At 54.3% G+C, this 17,765-nt stretch carries 19 protein-coding genes and 2 pseudogenes; 8 read left to right on the top strand and 13 right to left on the bottom strand.

The genetic code is table 11. The annotated features are described in order from the left end of the window. Positions 1-19: 19 nt before the first annotated feature. On the top strand, positions 20-1,294 hold the full coding sequence (gene fabF / locus ABLU73_RS16775) for a beta-ketoacyl-ACP synthase II (RefSeq protein ID WP_135712059.1): 1,275 nt from the start codon (positions 20-22) through the stop codon (positions 1,292-1,294). Positions 1,295-1,297: 3 nt separating this feature from the next. Here fabF and ABLU73_RS16780 read toward each other — a convergent pair whose 3' ends face one another. Next, complete coding sequence (locus ABLU73_RS16780) at positions 1,298-1,789, bottom strand: DMT family transporter (RefSeq protein ID WP_002905492.1); 492 nt, start codon at positions 1,787-1,789, stop codon at positions 1,298-1,300. Positions 1,790-1,798: 9 nt separating this feature from the next. After that, positions 1,799-2,233 carry a DMT family transporter gene (locus tag ABLU73_RS16785; protein ID WP_264924100.1) on the bottom strand — a complete coding sequence of 145 codons (435 nt, stop codon included), beginning with the start codon at positions 2,231-2,233 and terminating at the stop codon, positions 1,799-1,801. A gap of 98 nt (positions 2,234-2,331) precedes the next feature. Between ABLU73_RS16785 and ABLU73_RS16790 the strand changes: the two genes are divergently transcribed. The 3 genes from ABLU73_RS16790 (at position 2,332) to ABLU73_RS16800 (ending at position 4,978) form a co-directional block, all read left to right on the top strand. Continuing rightward, positions 2,332-3,267: a LysR family transcriptional regulator gene (locus tag ABLU73_RS16790; protein WP_064189648.1), complete on the top strand. Its 936-nt coding sequence runs from the start codon at positions 2,332-2,334 to the stop codon at positions 3,265-3,267. A 251-nt stretch (positions 3,268-3,518) separates the two neighbouring features. Then, complete coding sequence (locus tag ABLU73_RS16795) at positions 3,519-3,875, top strand: ASCH domain-containing protein (protein ID WP_264924099.1); 357 nt, start codon at positions 3,519-3,521, stop codon at positions 3,873-3,875. Positions 3,876-4,078: 203 nt separating this feature from the next. Further along, positions 4,079-4,978 carry a hypothetical protein gene (locus ABLU73_RS16800; protein WP_071996706.1) on the top strand — a complete coding sequence of 300 codons (900 nt, stop codon included), beginning with the start codon at positions 4,079-4,081 and terminating at the stop codon, positions 4,976-4,978. 461 nt (positions 4,979-5,439) lie between these two features. On the opposite strand, the gene ABLU73_RS16805 is transcribed toward ABLU73_RS16800, so the two are convergent. Beyond that, a complete protein-coding gene (locus ABLU73_RS16805) occupies positions 5,440-6,240 on the bottom strand; it encodes a helix-turn-helix transcriptional regulator (RefSeq protein WP_264924031.1) in 801 nt (266 codons plus the stop codon). Positions 6,241-6,332: 92 nt separating this feature from the next. On the opposite strand from ABLU73_RS16805, the gene ABLU73_RS16810 reads away from it, so the two are divergent. Beyond that, entirely contained in the window at positions 6,333-7,073 is a 741-nt protein-coding gene (locus ABLU73_RS16810; protein WP_348850310.1) for a type 1 glutamine amidotransferase, read from the top strand. 176 nt (positions 7,074-7,249) lie between these two features. Here ABLU73_RS16810 and ABLU73_RS16815 read toward each other — a convergent pair whose 3' ends face one another. The 3 genes from ABLU73_RS16815 to ABLU73_RS16825 are packed head-to-tail and all read right to left on the bottom strand — an operon-like array spanning position 7,250 to position 9,002. Then, positions 7,250-7,558, bottom strand: a complete 309-nt coding sequence (locus tag ABLU73_RS16815; RefSeq protein WP_002905505.1) for a YciI family protein — start codon at positions 7,556-7,558, stop codon at positions 7,250-7,252. A 3-nt stretch (positions 7,559-7,561) separates the two neighbouring features. Continuing rightward, entirely contained in the window at positions 7,562-8,197 is a 636-nt protein-coding gene (locus ABLU73_RS16820; protein WP_002905507.1) for an NAD(P)H-dependent oxidoreductase, read from the bottom strand. 25 nt (positions 8,198-8,222) lie between these two features. After that, complete coding sequence (locus tag ABLU73_RS16825; protein WP_264924025.1) at positions 8,223-9,002, bottom strand: alpha/beta hydrolase; 780 nt, start codon at positions 9,000-9,002, stop codon at positions 8,223-8,225. Between the two features lie 72 nt (positions 9,003-9,074). Between ABLU73_RS16825 and ABLU73_RS16830 the strand changes: the two genes are divergently transcribed. Then, on the top strand, positions 9,075-10,121 hold the full coding sequence (locus ABLU73_RS16830) for a helix-turn-helix domain-containing protein (protein WP_192962851.1): 1,047 nt from the start codon (positions 9,075-9,077) through the stop codon (positions 10,119-10,121). Positions 10,122-10,334: 213 nt separating this feature from the next. Here the strand turns inward: ABLU73_RS16830 and ABLU73_RS16835 are convergent. The 4 genes and pseudogenes from ABLU73_RS16835 to ABLU73_RS16850 all read right to left on the bottom strand — a co-directional run. Then, positions 10,335-10,615, bottom strand: a pseudogene (locus tag ABLU73_RS16835) (LysE family translocator); the annotation flags it as partial. After that, a complete protein-coding gene (locus ABLU73_RS16840; protein WP_264924098.1) occupies positions 10,612-11,232 on the bottom strand; it encodes a histidine phosphatase family protein in 621 nt (206 codons plus the stop codon). The gene ABLU73_RS16840 and the pseudogene ABLU73_RS16835, both read right to left, overlap by 4 nt. 218 nt (positions 11,233-11,450) lie before the next feature. Beyond that, a complete protein-coding gene (locus tag ABLU73_RS16845) occupies positions 11,451-11,675 on the bottom strand; it encodes a hypothetical protein (RefSeq protein ID WP_002905514.1) in 225 nt (74 codons plus the stop codon). Positions 11,676-11,868: 193 nt separating this feature from the next. Then, entirely contained in the window at positions 11,869-12,636 is a 768-nt protein-coding gene (locus ABLU73_RS16850) for a helix-turn-helix transcriptional regulator (protein WP_002905516.1), read from the bottom strand. Between the two features lie 109 nt (positions 12,637-12,745). Here ABLU73_RS16850 and ABLU73_RS16855 point away from each other — a divergent pair, with 109 nt between their 5' ends. Then, positions 12,746-13,537, top strand: a complete 792-nt coding sequence (locus tag ABLU73_RS16855; protein ID WP_002905518.1) for a sulfite exporter TauE/SafE family protein — start codon at positions 12,746-12,748, stop codon at positions 13,535-13,537. Between the two features lie 100 nt (positions 13,538-13,637). On the opposite strand, the gene puuE is transcribed toward ABLU73_RS16855, so the two are convergent. The 3 genes and pseudogenes from puuE to ABLU73_RS16870 form a co-directional block, all read right to left on the bottom strand. Beyond that, positions 13,638-14,537, bottom strand: coding sequence for an allantoinase PuuE (gene puuE / locus ABLU73_RS16860; RefSeq protein ID WP_223174640.1), 900 nt, complete (start codon positions 14,535-14,537; stop codon positions 13,638-13,640). After that, positions 14,455-15,326, bottom strand: a pseudogene (hpxA, locus tag ABLU73_RS16865) (allantoin racemase). Before hpxA ends, puuE begins: the two are co-directional and overlap by 83 nt. Then, positions 15,326-16,042: a GntR family transcriptional regulator gene (locus ABLU73_RS16870; RefSeq protein ID WP_002905523.1), complete on the bottom strand. Its 717-nt coding sequence runs from the start codon at positions 16,040-16,042 to the stop codon at positions 15,326-15,328. Before ABLU73_RS16870 ends, hpxA begins: the two are co-directional and overlap by 1 nt. A 145-nt stretch (positions 16,043-16,187) precedes the next feature. On the opposite strand from ABLU73_RS16870, the gene ABLU73_RS16875 reads away from it, so the two are divergent. Beyond that, on the top strand, positions 16,188-17,684 hold the full coding sequence (locus tag ABLU73_RS16875) for an NCS1 family nucleobase:cation symporter-1 (protein ID WP_023318315.1): 1,497 nt from the start codon (positions 16,188-16,190) through the stop codon (positions 17,682-17,684). Positions 17,685-17,765 lie beyond the last annotated feature (81 nt).

Here is a 17,765-nt window from a genome sequence, read left to right on the forward strand (position 1 = left end):
TACTACAGGAGAGTAAACTATGGGCGTTTCCGTTAAACGCATTGTCGTCACCGGGATGGGGATTGTCAGCCCGCTGGGCTGCGGCGTACAGCACGTCTGGCAGTCGCTGCTGGCAGGAAAGTCAGGGATCACCAGACTCAGCGAGCAGCTGGTCGCGGATATTCCCTGCAAAGTGGCCGGCCAGGTGCCGTCCATTGAAAGCGATCCGCTGCACGGCTTCGACCCGCTGGCGACCATCCCGGCGAAAGAGCGCAAAAAGATGGATCGCTTTATCGAGTTTGCGCTGGTCGCCGCCCGTGAAGCGCTGACCCAGGCCGGCTGGTCGCCAGCATCTGCGGCCGAACAGGAACGTACCGCCACGGTGATCGCCACCGGGATCGGCGGCTTCAGCGAGATCGCCAATGCGGTACATACCACCGATGAACGCGGGCCGCGTCGCCTCTCGCCGTTCACTATCCCCTCTTTTCTGGCCAACCTGGCCGCCGGGCATGTGTCTATCGCTCACGGCTTCCGGGGCCCCATCGGCGCGCCGGTCACCGCCTGCGCAGCGGGTGCCCAGGCCATTGGCGATGCGGCGCGGATGATCCGCAGCGGCGAGGCGGATATTGCCCTCTGCGGCGGCGCGGAAGCGGCAATTCATCGCGTTAGCCTGGCCGGGTTTGCCGCGGCAAGGGCGCTCTCCAGCGCCTCCAACGACCAGCCGGAAGCCGCTTCCCGCCCCTTTGACCGCGACCGCGATGGATTTGTGATGGGAGAAGGCGCGGGGCTTATCGTGATCGAGTCACTGGAGCACGCGCTGGCGCGCGGCGCCACGCCGCTGGCCGAGCTGGTCGGCTACGGCACCAGCGCAGATGCTTATCACCTGACCGCAGGCCCGGAAGACGGGAACGGCGCGCGTCGGGCCATGGAAACTGCCCTTCGCCAGGCCGGGGTAACCATCGAAGAGGTTGATCATATCAACGCCCACGCTACCTCGACGCAGGTCGGTGATAAAGGTGAGCTGGCGGCGATTAAAACGCTGTTTGGCGCGCATCCGGTCGCCATTACCTCGACGAAATCCGCCACCGGCCATCTGTTAGGCGCGGCCGGCGGGATTGAGGCCATCTTCACCATTCAGGCGCTGCGTGACCAGGTGGTGCCGCCGACGCTGAACCTGCATCACCTCGATGAAGAGGCGGCAGGCATGAATCTGGTGGCGCTGCAGGCCCGCCCGCAGAAGATGCGCTATGCGCTGTCGAACGGTTTTGGCTTTGGCGGCGTTAACGCCAGCCTGCTGCTGAAACGCTGGGAATAATCGTCAGCTCCCCCCCGGCGATGGCTGGCGGGGGATTTTCGCCGTGGCAGCTTTTGCCCTGCTGCTGGAGTAAATGAAGAACAGCGCGATACCCAGGCAGACAATGGCGCCGATTCGGCTCAGCGAGAATGGAATCGACGCATTGCCAAGCCAGCCGAAGTTATCGATCAGCATGCTCATGGTCAACTGACCAAAAATGACAGCGACCGTAGCCACTGCCGCGCCAATACGCTGGACGGCCAGTACCATAATAACGATATAAGGCACACCAAACATTGCGCCCAGCAGTTGCCATTTAGGCACGTCCATCAGCGTCAGGGTGTGTTTGGGTTCGAAGAAAAAGATCAGCAGCCCCGTCACCAGGGCGCCGACAGAAAATGTCAGGAACGCGCTTTTGAATACGCCGACCTTGCTGCCCAGCTGGCCATTGATAGCCGCCTGGATACTCAGCATGGCGCCACCGGCGACGGCGAGCAGAATCATGATAATAGTCATAATGTTACTTTACCCCTGTGCAACCATAACCAGCGCTGCAATAATGAAAATCAGCGCAATGATACGTTTACTGTCAATTTTCCTGCGTGACGTACCGAGCAGACCGAAGTGATCAATAATCAGGCTCTTGAACACCTGGCCTGCCAGGATGCCGATCATCGTCATGGCGATGCCGATTGCCGGCGTTACCACGGTCAGGATGATGACGTAAATCGGCCCAAGCATGCCGCCAAGCAGCTGCCACGCTGGTTGCGCAAAGAACGACGGGCTGTTGCGCGGGCTGAAAAAAAGCATCAGCAGAAAGGTCAGCGCCGCGCCCACGCCGAATATGCTGAAGGTCGCCCAGAGGTCACCGACCTCCCCACCCAATGGTCCGAGCAATCCTGCCTCTATGGACAGTCCCATGCCTCCGGCAATGACGATAAAAATCAATATTAGCTGCATAACAATCATCTCCAGTAGTCCAGGCGGAGGAGATTACGGCTTAATATGGATGAGAAAAATGCCATAATGAGATAAACACCTGTGCAGGATATGCATTAATGAATGAGCTTGGGAACATCAGTATTCGCGCCCTGCTGATTTTTATAGACGTCTATGAGACGCAGAATTTCTCTGTGGTGGCCCGGCGGGAAGGGATATCGGCCTCTCAGGTATCGCGGGTCATCCATCAGATGGAGGATGTGCTCGGCCAGCAGCTTTTTTACCGCAATACCCGGGCGATAATCCCGACGGAAAGCGGCCATCTTTTTATCCGCTATGCGCGAGCGATGACTGGCAGCATGGAGGAGGCACGGCGGGAACTCAACGAGAGAACGCTTGAGCCTTCCGGAATGGTCCGCATAAACGCACCCGTATTCTTTGGACAGCGCCATGTCGCACCCGCGTTACCGGGCCTGGCGCAGCAATATCCGAAGCTCAGCATTGAGCTTACGCTGACTGATGATTACATCGATCCGCACCGTGAGCCGGCTGACGTGATTTTCCGGATTGGCGTGCTGATGGATTCCGCATTTCATGCGCGCGTGTTTGGCCAGCAGTGCTATCATCTTGCCGCGTCACCGGATTATATCCGCCGGCACGGCATGCTGGGATCGCCCGAAGAGCTCGCCCGGCATAAATGCCTGGTCTACCGCGGTTCGTCAGGACCAAACCAATGGCTGCTGCGCCGGCACGGAGAGGAATGGGTGCACTACCCTGTCTCACCCCTGATGTCATCGAATAATGCTGAAACCCTGCTGATTGCCGCACTCGGAGGGATGGGGATTGTGCTGTTTCCTGACTGGCTGATTGGAGACCGGCTAAAGAGCGGCGAACTTATCGAACTGCTGCCGGAGCTGGATAGGTCCATAAAAACGGAGCCACAGCATATCGCGGCAATCTATCCGAATGCCCGCCACCCTCCGCTGAACGTGCGGGCGATTATCGATTACTACATCGACGCGTTCGGTTCACCGCTTTACTGGCAGTCTGAATAAGACAGGCGACTTTATGGTTCGTCTTGAAGTTAACTGCCGTTTCTGGCGCAGAGCAAACGCGTTCAATGCCCTTAAGGTCCGTTTTGAGCGAAAAACGGACCACACTATCTAAAGAAAGATATCGCTGATAATGTTGGGACCGCTCATGTTAAAAAGGTATGCCATTTCTTTTCATTGACGATAACGAAGGGATTTTCATGGTTGAGGTTGAGGAAATAAAAAAGAAGTATCCCGGCGCAGATGCCTGGCAAATGGGTGACAGTCCGGAGCTGGCTAACGAGCTTGCTGACCTGATCAAAAAAGGGATAAAAACGGCCTCTTGCGGATCTTTTGCCTCTTACCAGCAGGAAAAAGCTGCCCCGAGGATAGGGAGTTATAACATTATTCTTGATGGCCAGAATGTTCCAGTTTGCGTGATCAGACTGATTTCGATGCAGCTGGTTCGTTTTTGTGATGTGACTGAAGCATTCGCCCGCAAAGAAGGTGAAGGCGATTTAAACCTTGAATACTGGAAGAAAGAGCATCAGAGATTTTTCAGCTCCGAAGGTCATTTTTCTGAGGATATGGAGTTGATCGCAGAAGAATTTGAAGTGGTTGAGGTGCTGTGAGACAAGGTCTACGGGCTGACGTTTTATCAATCGCCACTGATAACACTGTTCGCTTCTGGCGCGGAGCGGACAAGCTATCGAGCTAAAGGTCCGCATTGAGCAAGGAGCGGACGTGCCAGCTATAATTGGTAATAAAATGAGAGTAGAGCTATTCTGATTTGTTTATAAAGAACATTTTTACATCCAAGGGCGAAATATTTTTTATGCTATCTTACATGCTATCTCAATATGCCAGGCTACCTGTGCCTGAATTTACCCTACGTTCATGGCTAAAACAATGGTTGTCAGAGCAGGAATCGAGGTGTACAGACAGAAGTTTCTCGGCGCGATTTCCCTGGAGAGAAACTGGATTATGTCAGGAATATTTTTTACAACGAAAACTCAAAATTGATGGAAAGCAATTTCTTACTGGCCCCCGTTATCAGGGCGGAAATATTAACAAACCTTTTATTGATATTGTAGGTATGGATTCTGACCTAAATCATACTGCATTAGAACTCATTAGTAAGGAATGGTCACAACTCAGAGCTCAGTATGTTCGCATTCTTGTACCCGGCCAGTCCTTCCCGCAGGGTATTCCCGACCAGTATATATACGCCACCTCTTTTTCTGAACCCCCTGAATTCAATGATAAATCTCTTACTTTGCAAGTGGCGACATACGAAGATTTTGACTGGTGTTGTCAGGCTCTGGGCGATGCCTATAAGCATACATGGCAGACAGTTCGCGAACTTTCTGCAAACAATTTGGTAGCAGTTGATGACGAAGAGTTGTGTGACCATATTTCTGAGAGAGAAGTATATATTATCTATGAAAACGACGTTCGCGCCGGGTTGCTAATATGCCAGAAAGGAAACATCGCTTTTCTGCGAGGATATCGTATTACTGACAAAGTAATACTTCCTGCTTTTCGTGGTCGATCATTGTCAGCCCGAGCGCAACGCCTGCTGTACCGATTATTAACTCATTCCGATTCTGAACTATCTTTGTATATGGGCACAATTATTCCGGAGAATATCCCCTCGATGAAAACTGCAGAAAGAGCGGGACGAACTTGCATCCTAAGTTATCAATTTCTACCCATCTGCAGAACCCACGACTAACAGCAATGCTAATTTATCTTCAGCCTACTTCCGCTTTTGGCACACAGGGGACGTCAAGGGCCCGGGTGTACTCCCCTGGACGCACTAATGGGCGGTATGTGATTGTTGTGCAGGCTATCATATGGCCTGAGGTACAGCAGAATCAGGCTTCGTAGCAATGAGTCGGTTCACAGCGTCCGGAATCCACCCGGTGCCGTAAATCACCGCAAGGTCTGTCATAAGGTAATTTCATAACGTATCGCGACACCTTTTTTCTTGACGCAGGCCTTCTCTTTCACGGTTTGTCAGAACTGTGGACCGCAGTAATCTCCACTCCGTGCTTTAATCAATGAGAGTGTGTCGGGTGCAAATTAAACTACCTTTCTCAACAGCAAAGGCGGGATACGCCTACCCTCGCAGGGTTTCTGCGTCTGGTAATATGCCCATGACAGTCTCAAAGACCGCTTTGAGGGTTTCCCGGTTTAAGGCACATAATCGCGCGGCGTTGCCCCCAAAATGCAGCGAAAAGCAGCGGTAAAGGTCGCCGGGCATGAGAAACCAAGCTGGTAAGCGACCTGTTTGATTGGAACGCCGTTCGCGAGAAGATCCAACGAAGCGCAAATTCTGGCTCGCTGCTTCCATGTTCTAAAACTAAAGCCTGTATCCTTCATAAACAAGCGGGAAAAGGTCCGTTCGGACATGGCCGACATAAAAGCCAGCTCGCTTAGCGATGCTTCCCAGCGCTGAGTGACCAGTAGCGATCTGGCCGCGCTGTATAATCGCTCATCATTCGGCATGGGTAGCGCCATCGTTAAAGGTGGAGCCTCGCTGAGAATTTCCAGAAGCAACAAAGCTATCTTCCGTTGAATCGGTCTGGCGTAGTCCTCACTGAACAGCCCAGCGATAAGCTCTTTGACTAACGGCGTAGCCGTGATCACATGCACCTGCTGACTCTTCGTAAAGCTCGTACATTCTGCGATAAGGCTACTGCTGAAATAGATCGCCCTGAGATCGGTTTGTGAAAGCAGATGGTAACTATGGATATGCAGAGGCGGTAACCATAATGCCCGCTGAGGAGGGATCACCCACCGGTCGCTCTCTGTTTGCACCAGCATAACTCCTCTGGTGGCGAAGAGTAGCTGCCCCTCAACATGATGATGGGGAGGATCTGCCTCACCGCGTTGATAGCTTATCGCAGTACTGGACCAGCCTGTGGCCTCATCATGTCTTGGCGCTTTATCTATACTACCTGGCATTTCAGATTTAGCCCCTGCCATTATCATATCGAAACTGGAACCACCCGGAGTATAGCCTTAGGCAATGGGTGCGTGACTTATCATTCTGATCATCAAAGATATTACAGGAGCTTAACCTCATGCGCGTACACTTTATCGTACATGAAAGTTTTGAAGCCCCGGGCGCATATGCAACCTGGGCAATAAACCAGGGTCATGATGTAACTTACTCACGCGTCTATGCAGGCGATCGGCTACCTGCTGACGCCGAAGGCATCGATTTTCTTATCGTTATGGGCGGTCCACAAGATCCGGACACAACGCTTGAAGCGTGCCCGCACTTTAATGCTAAAGCGGAACAGACGCTGATTGCTTCCGCGGTTAAAACCGGTAAGGCGGTGATCGGTATTTGCCTGGGTTCACAGCTAATCGGTGAAGCGCTGGGCGCACCCTTCTCTCATAGCCCGGAAAAAGAGATTGGTAAATTCCCGAACACATTGACCGAAGACGGCAGGAAGGATGAGATGTTCTCTCACTTTGGGAAAACACTGGCAGTGGGTCATTGGCATAACGATATGCCGGGTTTGACGCCAGAGGCCAAAATTATTGCTTACAGCGAAGGCTGTCCGCGGCAGATCGTTGCCTATTCTGACCGCGTCTTTGGTTTCCAGTGCCACATGGAGCTCACATTGGACGTTGTAGAGCGGCTGATCGCTCATTCTGAGAAAGACCTGAGCCGTGCAGCAGAATATCGTTTCGTTGACACGCCTGAAGCGCTCCGGTCGCACGATTATAGCGAAATGAACCAAGTACTTTTTGGCTTTTTGGATAAGCTGGAGGCACGTTACAAAGCAGCGCAAGCAGAATGTCATGCTCGGTGAGCTTGCCGTCGGTTTTGATTTTAATGTCCGCTCCTGTCACAGAGCGGACAAGCTTCCTGAGTTGAAGGTCCGCTATGAACGAGGAGCGGACATAAAAATGATAAGAGAAAGTGCCCTCTAAATAACTGTTACGGAGTCATTTCACAGGATGCAGGGCACTTTACAGCGATTAATAGTCAAATGAAACGGGCTTTCTCTGCCCATTTCTCAGGGAATCCCTGCGCACATAGCGCTGGCTCAATAACCATTATTTCTGCATCGGCAATGTTATGCATGATGAAGGGGTCATCCTGAAGACAGTGTTGAATTTCACTTGCATTGTCTCCTTTAAAAAGTATGTAGCCGCCGGCATGATTGCTGAGGGGGCCAGCAAAAAGGATTTTGCCTTCTTTAAAACCCCTGACCAGCCATTGCTTATGTGCGTCAAGATGAGCAGAAATTGCATCGGGTTGTGTCAGGTAAGTCAGTGTAACGGCGTAGAGCATGGTTCATTCCTTAGCGGCAAAAATCGCATTAATGGCCTGTGGAATTAAAGACAAAGCACGGGAAATTTCTCTGAGTTTTACGTCCTCACCTTTCGACACACCTTCAGCACGGACAAATTCAACACACGAGATGCCCAGGAAGCCCAGAAACTTGCGCAGGAACTGTTCCTGAAAATCCATATCTTCCAGTCCCGTACCGGCATAAAAACCGCCCCGCGCTGAGGCGATGATGACTTTTTTGCCCCCCGCAAGTCCAACGGGCCCAGCTGGGGTATAGCTGAAGGTTTTCCCTGGCTGAGCAATTCTGTCCATCCAGGCCTTCAGCTGGCTGGATACAGAAAAGTTGTACATTGGCGCGCCGACAACAATCATCTCGCTTTCAAGAAACTCCGAGACCAGAGCGTCTGATATTTGCTGCTCAGATGCCAGAAGGGGTGTAGCAATCGGCCGTTCCGATACAGACCTGAAACCTGAAGCGATCTCCCCGGTCAGATGACTGATTTCGTCTTTAACAAGATCCCGATAAGTCAGCTGATGCTCCTGACCGGTTGCCACCAGTTGCCTTACTATTTCAGCCGACAACTGGCGGGTTACTGAAAACTCATGGTTGATGCTGGAATCAAGATGGAGAATTTTCATTGCAAATTTTCCTGGCATGTACGGATCAGTGGATGCTCTGCGCCGCGTTAACAATCAATGCGGCAACCTCTTCGGGATGAGAAATCATGGACAGGTGGTCTGAGTGAATTCGCGTGATGTGCGCCCCAGCCTCATGGGCAAAACGGGCCTGTACTGACGGATTCAGCGCGTTGTCGTTTTCTGTGATGAGATACCAGGACGGTTTCTTTCGCCAGGCGGCTTCCTTCACTTTTTCCTGAAAGGCGGTAGCGGCGACAGGCTGCTGCACAGCAGCGAGCTGCCGGCTCTTTTTGATGCTTAGCTCATTGGCCATAACCTGGTGAAAAAACTCTGGCTCATCAAGCCAGATAAGGCCGTTCTTATCGGCTTCCATCCCTGTCATGGGTGCATGAAATCGCGCCAGTGCGTCAGATACGGATTGATTGCTGTCAGGAACAAGAGCGGATAAATAGACCAGTCCCCTGACGTTGCTCGCATTGCCAGCCTGAGTGATCACGGCTCCTGCCCATGAATGCCCCACGAGCAGAACGTTACCCTTCTGGCGCTCAAGCACACGCTCAGTTGCAGTTACATCGTCTCGTAATGACGTCAGAGGATTCTGAACAGCCGAAACGTGGTATCCCCTCTCCTGCAGCAGGAAGATGACGGCTGACCAGCACGAGCCATCAGCAAAGGCACCGTGAACCAGCACGATATTTTTTATCCCCTCTTCCTGTGCCATAAGCAACGGGCTATTCATGAATAGAAGACACAAGGCAAATGCTCCTTTTATCAGCGCGCGTGACATAACATTTCTCATCCACATGTTTGTATTCTTCCTGCGGTGTTGAATTTCAGGCAGTGTAATCACCATGACAAAGGGTATGAAGTGTCATTAATGACAGGTAACATGCGAAATCAGACATTCTTCATGACGGGGTTAAACATGCGCGTTGCGTTACTTGCTCTTCCGGGCAGCATGCGTTCGGCGCTTGCGGGGCTGGCTGATATGTTCTGGCTGGCGAATCAGGTGGTCAGGATGAACCCTACGGTAAATCCTGAGTTATCCAGAGATGTTCCTTTATTCGACGTCAGGACGATTACCGCTGATGGTCAGCCGGTCAGGGATGTTCAGGGACGCAGTATTGAAAGTGATGGCGCATTTAGTGGACCTGATACCTTTGGGGTGATTATTGCCAGCGGTATGCAGCTGGATGAGCATAGATTTCCCGTTGACAGAGCCGCTGTATCAAATGCAGCCGAGTGGCTGAAAGTGAAGTATTTAGAGGGAAGCTGTATTGCCTCAGCCTGTGCAGGCAGTTTTGTACTGGGAGAAGCGGGTTTACTCAACGGACGGGTCTGCACCACAACGTGGTGGTTATATCCCACTTTCGCTGAACGCTATCCACTGGCAAAACCTGTATGGGGAAAAACCCTGGCCGAGCAGGACAATGTTGTCACTGCGGGTGGACCACTTTCATGGGTTGATCTGGTCATATACCTAGTTCGCAAATACGCAGGTAATGAGCTGGCAAAGTTAACAGCTGACATGGCCGTTGCTGACAGCCAGCCTCTGTCACAGCAAATTTATGCGCCCGCAGGTTTTCTCAATTCAAGGCATCCTTTGCTGACTAAAGCAGAGAGCCTGCTTCGTTATCAAAATCCTGCAATGACGGTTGAGCAACTTGCTGCAGCTCTGAATATGACCACCCGGACGCTAAACCGTAAAATGAAACTACTCGTCCAGGAAAGCCCAAAAGACTTCATTACCCGAGTTCGTATTGAAACGGCATCCGTGCTGCTGGAAAGCCCAGGAAAAACTATTTCTCAGATCGCAAGTGCATGCGGATACGGCGATGAAACAGCGTTCAGGCGTGCCTTTAGCACCATAATGGGGATGTCCCCTGGAAGTTTCAGAAAGCGTCTTTTAATAAAGCGCCCTTGAGATTCGAGTTGCTAATGGACGCGTTGAACTTTCACCTGAGGATGGTGTTCCGCGCAGTTGCCGATCTGAACGGGATTAATTCCTGACCGGTATTCAGAGCAACATACCTATACTCCATGGCTGTCCGCTCCTGGCACAGAGCGGATGAACCAACTGAGGTTAAGAGCCAGTCGGAGCGAAAAGCGGACAGCGGGTTTACAGGTTGTGTATACCTTAACGGGCTGATGTCGATAATATGCCGGCCCGCTAAACATCATGCGGATGACAACGCCTGTACACCGCTCCTGCCATTTGATAACGCCCGGGTGTTAAGGACCGTTTCCAAACGTCCCTGATGCCATCGCGACTGAACCCAGGGAAACCATTCCAGCCCGCTTTTGAATACTCCCCAGAACAAGCAATTGCAACCAGACAGGACCCGCGACGGGAACGACAAACTGAGGAAGAACAGCAAACATGAACAGCAGGAATCTGGGGTAAGTCAGACTGTTTAATCCAGGTGACGTAAATGCGTCGCGATCCCCCATTTTAGGGCGGTACATCTTCCATTAATCAGTTCGAACACGGAGTAACTCGCGTTGGGTTGTGCATACCGGTGAAAATCATCCACAGCACCACTTTTTAGCATCGCAAGCACACCCTGAATGACCTGTCCGTGAGACACAATACATATTGTTCGATGATGACGTTTTTTTTCCAGATTGGTTAAAAAATGCATAATTCGCTGCGAAGCATGTGAGAGAGACTCACCCTCTGGCGGACAATACTCTGCATCAAGGTTGAATAACGCTTCTGCGGCGTCTGGATTATTCTGCAGGAGCTCTATGGTTGTCATACCTTCAAACTGACCAAAAGCCTGTTCTTTCAGAGCTGGTTCAGCTATCAGTGAACAATGAAAACTCTCCGCCAGGCGCTGTCCCATTTGCCAGGCCCGGCCAAGCGGAGAAGCGTAAACACATTCTACCCGGTAATCACTCGCTACAAACGCTGCCAGCAATGCTGCTGCTTGACGCTCCCCACGGAGCGTCAAGGCGCTATCACTGTGTCCCTGAATAATACCTTTTACATTCCACTCTGTTTCCGCGTGTCGAACCAGTATTACTTGCATCATTGAAGGGCCACATATGCTGTTGTTTGAAATGCTCTCCACTTACCCCCCCTGTAATATGCAGGAAAGTGCTCGGCTCGCGACGAAAAAACAGGAACAAGTGTAGCTGAGAATGGTTATGTTCAGCTTCAGAAGTGACGCATTTAACGACGTTAACGTCTGCTTCTTGCACACAGCTAACACTTCCCTTTGTCGACGCAAAAGCAACTCTGCCCGGGCCTCTATCTTATTAATACCTGAATCAGCTGTACGAAGATATACACTCCCGCTACCACTTGTATGATCCGAAAACCCCATCTGAAATAACGCCATTGATAACGTTCTCTGGCATCAGCCGCTTCAATGGCAGGATCAAAACGTTTTCTTTTCCTGGTTCTGAATGTATCGAATACCCACAGGACGAGAATGAAGATGATGATGACTTTTTCAAAGATTAAATGGTTCACAAAGAGAGACTCCGGTCTTCTCACGGTTACAGGCAGAATAGATAAACCGCCTGGAGGTAGCCACCACTAAATGTAGGGGTACCTGAAGACGCAAGCCAGGTGTCTGTCTTATGGCTACGTTAACGCATAGTAACGCCATGAAAGTGACATTCATTGCCGACACATGCTGCCGGGAGCCCACTTCCCCTGAGCATCAGGCTGGGTGATAAAACGACGGCGGTTGCCCGGTCACGCGGCGGAACATGGTGGCGAAAGAGGACGCATTGTCGTATCCAAGGGATAAGGCCACTTCGTTCACCGGTTTGCCTGCTATCAACCATGCCAGGGCGCTCACCACGCAGGCTCGCTGTCGCCAGGCGGAAAATGACAGGCCCAGCTGCTTCAGGAAATGGCGACGAAAGGTACTAGGACTCATAAACAGCGCCCCGGCCCAGCGCGCCGCAGGATCATGGATAGTGGGGTTAAGCAAAAAAGCCTGACAAAGCGCCAGCAGCGCCGGATGCTGCGGCAACGGAATATCAAATTCGCGGACCGGCATGGCGGCCAGTTCCAGCAACATCAACTGTATCAGCATGCGATCGCGTGGGCTGTCGTACAACGGTGGTAAATCTACAGCCTCCAGCAGTAGCTGGCGCAACAGCGGCGAGACGCTGATCACTTCGCAACGCCGGTGTTTAATGCAAGCGGCCACACAATCTGGCTCAATATACAAGCTGCGCGTGGTCACCCCCGCAAATCTGACGGCGTGCACGGTTTCAGGGGGGATCCAGACAGCGTGTTGCGGAGGAACCACCCATTCTCCGTCCTGCGTAGTGACATACATCAGTCCGGTCGCGCCATACAGCAGCTGTGCGCGGCGATGCTGGTGCGGGGGCAGGATAAACCCTTGCGCATAGTCATTACCTAACGCCACCACTTCGCGATCGAGCCGATCGACCTCGTCAATTTTTACGTTGCGCACATCTGTCTCCCTTTGACCGATTTACAAAGGTAATTGAGCGCTGTGCAAATGGGAAGTTGTACGCGACCGGTATAAGCTGCTCGCTCATTTTCAGGGCGGGGATATTCTGTTGAATGATATCGTTATTATTGCAATGGCAGGCTTTACTACCGGTATTACCACGGTGCTGTTCGGCTTCGGGGGCGGCTTTGTGGTGGTGCCCTTTGTCTATCAACTGATGCTCCGCCAGCCGGAACTCACGGAAAACGCTATGCACGTCGCGGTGGCTACCTCAACGGCGGTGATGATATTTAACGCCGGCTGGATCAGCTATCGTAACTGGCGGGCGGGCAAGCTTGCCGCACAGACGCTGTTTCCGTTGATATGGTTTATTGCCATTGGGGCAGTAGTAGGCTCCTGTCTGGCGGGGTTATTTAGCGAGAATATCGTTCGCGCGCTGTTTATTCTCTATATGCTGGCAACCATCAGCGATTGTTTGTTGCGCAAGGGATTTTTCACGGGCAGCGCTCGGCGTCGGCTGTCACTGCCAATGGTCACCGGCGGCGGTGTGGTTATCGGTACGATTGCCGCATTGCTGGGCGTGGGCGGCAGCGTCATGACGGTGCCCCTGCTACGGCGACACGGGTATGCGATGCAGGAGTGCGTTAGCGCATCCAACCCGCTTTCTTTGCCCGTGGCGCTATGCGGCGCTGTGACCTATGCCATCATTGGCTGGCACACCATTCCGTTGAGCGGATTTCTGGGTTTTATCAGCCTGAAAATTCTAGGCCTGCTCGTCCTGACCGGCTGGGCCGGGATAGCGTTTAGCCGCCGGGCTATCCCTGCGGTACCGGATGTATGGTATGCACGTATCTATGTCCTGCTACTGTTCCTGGTGCTCCTCGCCATGCTGATTCAATAATCACGATTCATCACGGCGTCTTTCAGGGTTTATCGGTGCAAGAGTCGCGATCGGGTGATGCCCTCTCCCCGGGGAGAGGGCCAGGAAAAGGGGCAGCAGGCTACCCGCGATACGGATGAACCTCGCGCCAGTGGTCGGCGATCTGCTGCCGGGTGCAGACCCACACCTTGTCGTGCTGCTGGATATAGTCGAGGAATCGCTGCAGCGCGCGGAAACGCCCCGGACGCCCAAGCAGTCGGCAGTGCATCCCCACGGACATCATCTTCGGCGCGGTTTCTCCCTCGGCGTACAGCACGTCAAAGCTGTCTTTCAGATAGGTATAAAACTGCTCCGCGGTGTTGAACCCCTGGGCGGTGGCAAAGCGCATGTCGTTGGCGTCGAGGGTATAAGGCACGATCAGGTGCGGCCGCTGGCTGCCGTCGCTGCAGGCCACTTCGCTCCAGAAAGGTAAATCATCACCGTAATAATCACTGTCATAGTCAAAGCCGCCGTGCTCCACCACCAGCTGGCGGGTGTTGGGACTGTCGCGGCCGGTATACCAGCCGGTGGGCGGCTTGCCGAACAGGTCTGTCAGCACCTGCACCGCTTTGTGCAGATGCTCGCGCTCCTCGGCGATATCCATGTGCTGATAGTGGATCCAGCGCCAGCCGTGGCTGACCACATCGTAATCCGCCGCCTTGATCGCCGCCACAATCTCCGGATGACGCGCCAGCGCCATCGCCACGCCGAAAACCGTCAGCGGCAGCCCTCGCTGGCTGAATTCGCGATGGATGCGCCAGAACCCGGCCCGACTGCCGTACTCATAGAGCGAGTCCATCGACATATGACGCGCCGGATAGCTGGCGGCGCCGATGATATCTGACAGGAACTGTTCCGAACCCGCATCGCCATGCAGGACGTGATTCTCCGCGCCTTCCTCATAGTTGAGGACGAACTGCACCGCGATCCGCGCCCCGCCCGGCCAGCGCGCGTGCGGCGGCTGCCCTGCATAACCTCGCAGATCGCGAGGATAGTGTTCCTGGTTCTCAACCATCTTCTGCCCCTTTTAAAATGGATTTAACGACTGAAATTGCCCGCTTAACGCCTTTTTCTCCGGGAACGCTAAGTCCCCGTGCTTGCTGGTCGCCAGGCCCAGCGCGACCAGCGACTCCACCATCTTCACCGCCGCGCTGACGCCATCGATCACCGGCACCCGCAGCTCGCGGGTCAGCTCCTGCGCCAGGGTCGCCATCCCGCCGCAGCCAAGGACTATCGCCCCGCTGCCATCCTCTTTCAGCGCGCGAATGCAGCGCTCGCGCACTTTCTCCTGCGCCAGGCCACTGCCGTCTTCCAGCGCCAGTACCGGCAAATCAATGGCGTGCAGCGCCGCGCAGTGTTGATGAAATCCGTACTGGTGCAGTAAATGACGGGCGATGATCAGCGTGCGCGGCAGCGTGGTCACAATGGAGAAACGGGTGGCGACCATCGTCGCCATATGCATCGCCGCTTCCGCAATGCCGATCACCGGCCCCTGGGCCAGTTCGCGCGCTGCCAGCAGCCCCGGGTCGCCGAAGCAGGCGATCACATGTCCATCCACCCCCTGCTCGCGTCCGGCCCTGATCTGCTCCAGCACACCGACCGCTGCGATGGCTTCGTCAAAATGGCCCTCAATTGACGGCACGCCGGCGCGAGGACAGACCGCAAGGATCTCGGTGCCCGGCGCGGCGACCGCGCGCGCGGCGGCGCCTATCGTTTCGGTCATCGCCAGGCTGGTGTTGGGGTTTATCACTTGTATACAAACAGAAGACATCACGACTCCTTGTGACCGGCGAACAGCCGGGAAAAATCGGGCAGGCTGACGCCATCGCGCTCGAAGCACAGGCTGGCGACAATATGATCAAAATGGTGCATCAGCGCCTCGCTGAGCGGCTGCAGGGCTTTATCCCGCAGCAAACCGACCAGCTGCTGGTGATCGTCGCAGCGACAGCCCTGGCGCCAGGGTGCGCCCCAGGCGGCAATCACTAACGAGGAGCGCTGGCTGAGGCGGGTCACCATCTCAGTGAGCACCGGGTTGCCGGAGATAGCCTGCAGCTGAATGTGAAAGTCAGCGGAGTGGCGGATGGCCGCCGGGCCGTCGTGCGCCTCATGGGCCTGCTGCTCACGCTGAATAATGTTCTCCAGCGCCGCCAGATGTGGCGGCTGACAGCGCGCGATCACATCGGGCAGATTCGCGACCTCAAGCAGCGCCCGGGTGCGAAAGATCGCCTGGGACTCTTCCACGCTCGGGCTGGTGACGTGTGCACCACGTTTGGGCGTTAATGTGACCAGTTGCACAGCGGCGAGTCGTTGCAGCACCTTTCTGATGCCGGTGCGGCTCACGGCGAATACTTCCGCCAGCGCCTCTTCCGGCAGTTTGCTGCCCGGCGGCAGCTGATGTTCGACGATAGCCGTCATCAGCGCCTGGTAAATGCTTTCGTCCTTATCCTGCAGCGCTGGCGCGGCCTGGAGACGATGTTCATTATTCATTAACCCACTCCGGTTTCACTTATCGATAGCAGATCGTATACATAAAATTTATTTTTTGTATACAAGATTCATCATTCTGGCCTGGATCCTGCAATAGCCTCAGCAATCCATATCAAAAGGGTTTTCATTCAGAGGAGCAGGTTTCATGCCACATTCATCCCACACGCAGCAGACGAAGACTCACGAGGCGGCCGCCGGCTACAGTCCGCGGCTATGTAATGACGATCTGGCGCCCACCCGCGACCAGAACTGGAGCTGGTACAATATTTTTTCGTTCTGGATGTCGGACGTGCACAGCATGGGCGGCTACGTGGTGGCGGCAAGCTTTTTTACGCTTGGGCTGGCCAGCTGGCAGGTTCTGCTCTGCCTGCTGGTGGGCATCTGTATTGTGCAGCTGTGCGCTAACCTGGTGGCGAAGCCCAGCCAGATGGCCGGGGTGCCTTACGCGGTGATCTGTCGTCAGGCGTTCGGTGTCTTCGGCGCCAATATCCCCGCGGTGATCCGCGGGCTAATCGCCTTCGCCTGGTACGGTATTCAAACCTATCTGGCGGCGAACGCCCTGATGCTGGTCCTGCTCAAGTTCTGGCCCTCCCTTGCCGCGCTGACCAGCAGCAGTTTCCTCGGGCTGTCGACGCTCGGCTGGCTCTGCTTCGCCACCATGTGGCTGCTGCAGGCGATGGTGTTCTGGCACGGCATGAACGCCATCAAGCGTTTTATCGACATCGCCGGTCCGGCGGTCTATGTGGTGATGCTGGCCCTGGCAGGCTGGATTGTATACAAGACCGGTCTCGACGGGATCTCCTTTACCCTCGCCAGTAAATCCCTGAGCGCCGGAGAGCAGACCTGGCAGATGATCACCGCCACGGCCCTGGTCGTCTCCTACTTCTCCGGGCCGCTGCTTAACTTCGGCGACTTTTCCCGCTACGGCAAAAGCATGGGCGAGATCCGCCGCGGCAACCGCTGGGGACTGCCGTTTAACTTCCTGCTGTTCTCGGTGGTCACCGTGGTGATTGTCTCCGGCACCCAGTCGCTGTTCGGCAAAATGATCACCGATCCAATTGAAACCGTCAGCCGCGTTGGGAACGATCTGGCGGTGGCCATCGGCCTGCTGACCATGATCACCGCCACTATCGGCATCAATATCGTGGCTAACTTCGTCTCGCCAGCCTTCGATTTTTCCAACTGCGCGCCGCAGAAAATCAGCTTCCGCGCCGGCGGGATGATCGCCGCGGTGGGCTCGATACTCCTGACGCCGTGGAACCTGTTTAACTCACCGGAGCTGATCCACTATACCCTCGACGTGCTGGGTGCCTTTATTGGCCCGCTGTTTGGCATCCTGATCGCCGACTTCTATTTGATCAAACGCGGCCGGGTGTCGGTGGACGACCTGTTTGACGATACGCCGAAGGGTAAATACTGGTACCGCAACGGCTTTAACCCGAAAGCCATTGCCGCCCTGCTGCCGTCGGTGGGCCTGGGGCTGATTATCAGCTTTATTCCGGCCCTGCATGAAGTGGCGAACTTCAGCTGGTTTATCGGCGTCTTCCTCGGCGCGACCACCTACCGCTGGCTGGCTCGCGACGAGCGCGAAGTGCAGGCGAAAGCCGCCTTCCGCTCCGGCGCGGTGGCGCAAAAAGAGTGACCTTCCCCTTATGCCGCGGCGACTGGCCGCGGCAGGCTGCAAACTGGCACCAATCTTGCTGTTTATCAATATTCCCTGAGC

It is taken from the genome of Klebsiella sp. GG_Kp175 (genome assembly GCF_040062325.1).
Classification (GTDB): Bacteria; Pseudomonadota; Gammaproteobacteria; order Enterobacterales; family Enterobacteriaceae; genus Klebsiella; species Klebsiella quasipneumoniae.